Source organism: Bradyrhizobium sp. P2_E8 (assembly GCF_056403875.1).
Genome location: NZ_JBFUES010000352.1, coordinates 1 through 6,896, shown reverse-complemented (window position 1 = coordinate 6,896; position 6,896 = coordinate 1). Strand labels below are relative to the sequence as shown.

Here is a 6,896-nt window from a genome sequence, read left to right as displayed (position 1 = left end):
CTTGAGCCTCGTATGCGTAGATCGTGCTGCGTGCCATCGAGAGATCCTGCGCCAGCGCTTCGGCTCTCTCGTGCTCCTTCTGCATCGACCGCCTCTGCTCCACGGCGCCGGCTTTTGCTGCCTGCGTCAGCCTGGCGACTTCGTCGCTGGCATTTGTAGCCAGCGCCGTCTGCGCATCGATATCGCGTCGCGCAGCCGCAAGCGCCTGCTCCAACTGGCCGGTCCGATCCCGCTCCTGTTGCAGGGATTTCTGCAACTCCACCGCATCGTCCCCTGTTGCCGCCTTCAGCAGGGAGAGGCCCTCGCTGGCTTTCGCCAACAGCGCTGTTTGCGCCTGATATGCATGAATGGCGCTTCGCGTCAGGGAGAGATCCTGCGCAAGCGTGTCGGCCCTTTCGCGCTCCTTCTGCACCGATTGCCTCAAGTCCTCGGCGCTGGCTTCCGCCGCCCGACTGCGCTGCGAAAGGTCCTCGTTCACGTTTGCCGCCAGCGCAGCCTGGGTTTCGGCATCGTGCCGCGTGGCCGCGAGATTCTGCTCCAGCCGCGCCGACCGTTCACGCTCCTGCTGCAGTGTCTTCTGCAGCTCCGTGGCGGCGCTATTCCCCGCTTGCTTCAGCGCGGCCACTTCCTCACCCGATTTCGTCGCCAGCGCGGTCTGGATTTCGACATCGCGCCGCGCGGCTGCGAGATCCTGCTCCAGCCGCGACGACTGTTCACGCTCCTGCTGCAGCGTCTTCTGCAGCTCCGTGGCGACGCTCTCTCCCGTCTGTTTCAGCGAGGATACTTCCTCACCTGATTTCGTCGCCAACGCGGTTTGGGTTTCGACATCGCGCCGCGCGGCTGCGAGGTCCTGCTCCAGCCGCGCCGACCGCTCGCGCTCCTCCTGCAGGAATGCCTGCAGCTCAGCGGCGCCACTCTCGCCCGCTTGATTCGGCCGGGAAGCTTCCTTCAGTCGGGAACCTTCCTCGACGGCCTTCGCTGCCAGCGCCTTTTGCGTTTCGACCTCGCGCCGCGCATCGTCAAGTGCCTGCGCCAGCCACTCGACCCGATCATGCTCCCGCTCGAAATGTTGCAGCAACTCTATGTCGCGCCTTGCGAAGGCAAGGTCGCACGACAGCGACTCTGCCCAGTCGCGTTGCTGTTTCGGGGGCTGTTGCAGGGCACCTGTGTCGCCGGTCGACGCTTGCGCAACCTGTATCGATTTGTCGCTGCCGCCCGGGCGCGGCAACAACTTCCTGAACTCGTCAGAACCGCGATCGCGGGCAGTCGTCGCCTGTTGCGCGCCTGCGAGGTGCCGCGCCTGATCCTGGGAAGCCTCCGTTTCCGACGGCCATGTCATGGCGAGCATGACCGCTGCCATCCACAGGGGGGCGCATCTTCCCCGCGTGAGGGAGATCTTCACGTCCCCGTTGAGCATGACCGTGCGAGCCATCGGCAATCACCTGTCGCGTGGCGATACGATATCCTTCAGATGCCCCCAGATGCCTCATTATGCGCTCCATCTTTACGCGAATCATATAGCTCGAATGGAGGACCCTCCCCACCACTTTTGGGTTAGGCTTCGGACTGTGCCCGATCATCCAAGCCATGAACCATGAGATGGCCTCAGCAGGCTGGAGCCTTCCGGATTTGGTTCAGTGTCCAATCCTTTTGGAGTACTCTCCTTTCGTCCACGCACATCAGGAATCCTGCACTCATATATCAGGAGCAGGTGGTAACCATTGATCTGGTACCGCTCAGGTAGGGCAGCGAACACACCTGCTGCAGACCCGTCAGCTCGGCGTGGAAACTGGCAGGTCGATCTGCTTCGTACTGGGAGCGCTGCAGCCGAATGGATCGTTCAAGGTTCGCGGCCTCGGCCCAGCGTGCGAGAAATGTTTGCTGAAGGGTGCGTTTATTGAGGCTGCCGTTTGCGCCGAGTGGAGGGAGCATGTTCTTGAAATCGAGTCTCAGAAATGATGAACCCCGGGTGGGGCTGCCAATCGAGGCCCTTTAGTGGTTACCGCTCTTCTTCGGCTGATCGCGTGGCTGCTCGCGGCGGCCGTCACTTTCGTGACGCTTGGACCTCAGGACGTTCGGCCTCACCCCCTTCTCGGACAGCAAGGCGATCACGCGCTCGCCTTCCTTCTGATCGGGATTGTCTTCGGCTTTGCCTATCCGCAGCGGCGCTGGACTGCTTCAGCGCTCGCCGTTGCCCTGATCGGCCTGCTTGAGATCATGCAACTATGGGTGCCGGGACGGCACGCGAGACTTGAGGATTTTATGGTCGATGCGCTCTCGGCCTGCGTCGGCTTCGCGCTTTCCGCGGCGGCCGGCTGGATGATGGCGCAATTAGGCCAAGATCCCGACGCGGTGACGCGCCAACGTCCCTAGTGAGCGCACTGATATGGCTTGCACCGGGGTGCGCGAGTTCGCGGCGAGACGAAACGCACCGTCAATCGAGCTCAGTGCATTGGTGCACGGGCACTCCGTCGTCGCCTGGATCGGTGCTGCGGATCGTCGAATTTGAGCTCGGCAACCAGTCGCCAAAGCTGAACCTCGTGACCATCGGCCAACCGTCCGGCCCGCTTGGTTGCGGACGCGTCGTCAGGGCAGTGAAGGTTGACGACGCTTCCCAATTGGCCATGTTCATCCAGAACGTACGCACGATAGTGTGGCATCGCAAATCCCCAGGCGCGACTGCATCTTACCTGCAGGCTTGTTCCGCGGTGAAAAGATTTTGGGTCATTACGAGCTACCCCTGATGGGGCGACATGCACGCTGCTGCAGCTCGTCCCGAACTCCACTCATGCGGCCAGACCCGCCGRTGCACGTTTCAACACCTCGGACGCGCACGCTCAGGCATGACGACGAAGATGCCTGGACCGCTCCCGAACCTTCGGAAGCTCGCTGCCCTGATAACCGTTGGGGTTCTGCAATTGCCAACGCCAATGGTCCGCACACATTTGCTCCAACGACCGCGTCGATGCCCAGCCCAACGCGTTCTTCGCAAACGTCGGGTCGGCATAGCAGGCGGCGACATCACCGGCCCGGCGCTCCCTGATTTCATAGGGGATTGATCGTCCGCTCACCGATTCAAACGTACGGACGATGTCCAGAACGCTGCTGCCGTTGCCCGTTCCAAGATTGACCGTGATCAGACCGGGCTGTCCGAGCTGGCGCAGGGCACTCAAATGCCCGGATGCGAGATCGACCACATGAATGAAGTCGCGGATTCCGGTGCCATCAGGCGTGTCATAGTCGTTTCCCCAGATCTGCAGCTTCTCCCGCCGTCCAATCGCCACCTGCGCCACAAACGGCAACAGGTTGCTGGGAACGCCCAGCGGGTCTTCCCCGACGAGCCCGCTTTCGTGCGCGCCAACCGGGTTGAAGTAGCGCAGATTGCCGATCCGCCAACCGTCGTCGGACCTGCAGAGATCCTTCAGCATCTCTTCGATGACGAGCTTTGTGCGGCCGTACGGATTGGTCGGACCGAGGGGATGCTTCTCGTCGAGCGGCAGGTATCTGGGCATCCCGTAGACGGTCGCCGACGAGCTGAACACGAGCGTCTTCACCTTCGCCCTCTTCATGGCCGACACCAGCCGCATCGTTCCAAGGACGTTGTTCTCGTAATACATCATGGGCCGTACGTTGGAATCCCCCACCGCCTTCAGTCCTGCAAGGTGAATGACCGCAGTCACTGCGCAGGTACGAAGCATGTCGTAGATCAGCTCTTCATTCCGGATATCGGCATGCCGAAAGATGAGCGATCGCCCGCAGATGGACTGGACCCGCTCGAGCGACGCCTTGTTGCTGTTGGAAAGGTTGTCGACGGCGACGACGTCGAACCCGGCGTCCAGCAATGCGATACAGACGTGGGACCCGATGTAGCCGGCACCTCCGGTCACCAAGATCATTTCGGACAGCTTCCGCATTAGCTCAACTGGCCTCCGTGCAATGCGGCACCACATTACTTGCAAGTCGCGCCCACGGGGCGTGGAGATTTTGGGCCTTATGAGCTACCTCTGGTGGACTGCATCGCGGGTGGTGCGGCAGCGAGGCGGTTTCGCCGATATTGTTGCGATAGGCAGAGCAGGGGTGGATTCGCCAACGGGGGCACAGCTGGCAGAATGCCATCTCCCGCTGCGAAATTGCGACGCCGCTTGTTACCTCTGCCCGATGCGCACCGAATCGCCTGCGGTCGCATCGGTCCGGCTTGGCCCTGATGGAATGTCTGAACTGCCCACCCTTCGAGGAGGCACGGCAGGACCATCCTGGTATCGGAGGGCGACCTCGACGGCGTCACCCGGCTGCAACTCGGTGTCTTCGCTTGCGATGATCCGTTCCTGTCCCTTGCTGCCCTTCCTGATGATGGCAATCTCCGCGTGGTTGCCGGATCCTTGCACGAGCTGTGATCGCACCATCGCAGTGTACTGAAGTTTCTCGCCGACGCTCTGCAGCTTTTCGCGGATTTGGTTGAGCTTTACGCTGGTATCTTGCAGCTCACGGAGCAGGTCGAGCCTCCGCTGGTCATCCAGCTTTGCCAGCTTCCTGACGAACTCGTCCTGCTGCTTCTTAACCTGCATCAGCTGCGCGGAGGTTTGTAGCTTCCGCGTTGATGACAGCAGCACGGCGCGCCGCGCATCCGTAACGCGAGGGCTGATCAAGGAACCTTTGCCGAAGAGCTCGGTCGCTTTCTGCAGGTCTTCAAGATCCCCCTGCAGTCCTTCTTCATCCTTCTTCTGCTGTTCTGACAGCACGCGGACCTCGTCGTCCCCCTGTCGAATGCCGCGCTGAAGGTACGTCTTTTCCTGCTGATAATCACTCTGCTTGGTCTTCAGATATTCCGTTTCTGCGTTGACGATTTCCGAAATCGCCGATCGAGCCAGGGGCGCGTCCATCAGAGCGGCTGGACTGATCTGGGTCCCCTCTCCAAGTTCGGACTTGATGCGCCACATACGCGCCTGTTCTTTGGCCAGCTCCGTCCAAAGCGAACCATACTCGCTTCTCAGGTCTGCTGACTCGAGATACGGGTTGTTCATTCTGACGCGCATGATGTCGTAGCCGCCTGCCACCGCGACGAGCTGGCGCGTGGTGATGGACGGACGATAAGGGTACTCGCCCGGCTTCGATACATCCCCATTCACGTATATGGGCTTGTACTCCGCGATGATCGTCGTGACCTCGTCTGCGTCGATCACGACGACCGTCTCACGGCCATCGGTCGTCCTCTGCCGAAATACCTTGCGCGCAAGGGCAGTCCCGATCTTGGCTCGGATCTGTGGTAAGGGCAGGCCGGCCACTGGAAGCGTTCCAATCAGTGGCAACGAAACATTCCCGTCCATTTGAACGGGAGCACGATGCCGTAGCTCCGGCACGCCCGCCACCGCAACCTCCAGTACATCTCCGACGTTTACCAGATATTCCGCCCTTGCTTGAGTGACGGAGATTGTCAGGCCAACGGCCACCAAGGTCCATTTGATGCAACGACCCAGGTCGCTGCCGGAGACGCCGACATGGAGGCTATTGCGCAGTCTGGAGTTCGGCATGGCGGCATTCCCTGTACGAACGTGGTCACCGAGGTGAAGTCTTTCAAAGTTGTTCATGGAAGGCAGCACACCAACAACCGTCCGAGTAGCCGTCCAGACGGGCGATCCGCAAAACGACGTTCTGTTCTCATTGACGCCGAACCGCTGGTGCCTTCTTCCCCTCTGTTCGACTGATCGGTTCTCCATCATGCCCATCGAACCCACTGGGACGGGCGCTTCCATTGCCGCCCGAATCTAATCCCGCGCTGTCGCGGCTCAATCGACCATCGTAGTTACCCACTTTTTGCCCGTCCCATCCGCATTGCCAATTTTCATCCAGTGACCCGGACTGTACTGATTCAGCCCAAGTGGCGAGTGATCGGGTGGCTGACTGCTATGACTTATGCGTCCTTCACCAATTTGCCGGCCTCTACCAAGCTTCAGGCACATTCGTTCGATGACGGCAGGGCGATTGCAGGRGGCGTTGGATGGAGCAGATTGACCGCTCTATTGGTCGTGGCAGCAGGCACAGAGTTCGTGCTCGTGGCCGGTGCGGCCTATTTCGCAGCTGTCCTTTATCATCGCGTGGTYTTGCTGGAGTCGCCGGATTCCGCCAGGTACATTCTGGAATCCCTTCTGATTTCCACATTGGAATTGCTGGTTTCCATCGGACTACGGCAATATTCCCGAATCCTGACGCAGCCCCGCCACGTCTTCCTATGKAGCGGTGCCAGCGCCGTCCTCCTCGTATTCTCCTTCTTCGTCTCGGCAATATTCGTTCTGAAAGCCTCCGGGGATTACTCGCGAGCAACTGTCATCGTCCAGGCCGGGAGTGTCCTGATCACCGTGCTGTCCACGCGGGCAATATGGTTTTCAGTGCTGCAGCCTGCTATCGCGTCTGGTCTGATCGATGCCAGGCGCGTCATCCTCATAGGAGACCCGGGTCACTGCTTGCAGTTTTCCGCGCGAGCTAACGCCACTGGAATTCGGACCATTCGCTCGTTCGACTTTCCGCGGGCTCGCGCCGCTTCCTTGGTTCCGGCGCACCCCGACGCCGGCCAGGCGCCACCTGATGTCCGCCAATTGGTCGCGGACTGCCGACCCTTCCGGGTGGATGACGTTGTCATTCTGATTTCGGAATCGGATTGTGGCTCCGCTCTCGCGCTTGCCGCCGCCCTGTCAGACCTGCCAGTGGACGTTCACGTCGTGCTTGTTGGGTCCATCGATCTGATGGCCGTGTCGCGTAGCACCCAGTTCGGCAACATGGTGACGATGCGGATATTCCAATCTCCGCTCACTCCTTTCAGCCGAGCAATCAAAAGGGGAGTCGACATCGCCGTTGCAAGCGCGGGCCTTGTTCTGACCAGCATTCTATTCGTGATCGTTCCG

General features: G+C 60.5%; 3 protein-coding genes and 2 pseudogenes. 2 read left to right on the top strand and 3 right to left on the bottom strand.

Going from position 1 to position 6,896, the window contains the following annotated elements; genetic code table 11:
• Positions 1–1,432: pseudogene (locus tag AC1D00_RS20040) on the bottom strand (hypothetical protein); the annotation flags it as partial.
• Positions 1,433–1,995: 563 nt separating this feature from the next.
• Here AC1D00_RS20040 and AC1D00_RS20035 point away from each other — a divergent pair.
• Positions 1,996–2,373 (top strand): VanZ family protein, encoded by a 378-nt coding sequence (locus AC1D00_RS20035; protein WP_477011852.1) that lies wholly within the window; start codon positions 1,996–1,998, stop codon positions 2,371–2,373.
• Positions 2,374–2,837: 464 nt separating this feature from the next.
• On the opposite strand, the gene galE is transcribed toward AC1D00_RS20035, so the two are convergent.
• Both galE and AC1D00_RS20025 read right to left on the bottom strand, forming a co-directional pair.
• Positions 2,838–3,896 (bottom strand): UDP-glucose 4-epimerase GalE, encoded by a 1,059-nt coding sequence (gene galE, locus AC1D00_RS20030; RefSeq protein WP_477011851.1) that lies wholly within the window; start codon positions 3,894–3,896, stop codon positions 2,838–2,840.
• 249 nt (positions 3,897–4,145) lie between these two features.
• Complete coding sequence (locus tag AC1D00_RS20025) at positions 4,146–5,585, bottom strand: polysaccharide biosynthesis/export family protein (protein WP_477011850.1); 1,440 nt, start codon at positions 5,583–5,585, stop codon at positions 4,146–4,148.
• Positions 5,586–6,005: 420 nt separating this feature from the next.
• On the opposite strand from AC1D00_RS20025, the pseudogene AC1D00_RS20020 reads away from it, so the two are divergent.
• Positions 6,006–6,896 (top strand): annotated as a pseudogene (locus tag AC1D00_RS20020) (undecaprenyl-phosphate glucose phosphotransferase); the annotation flags it as partial.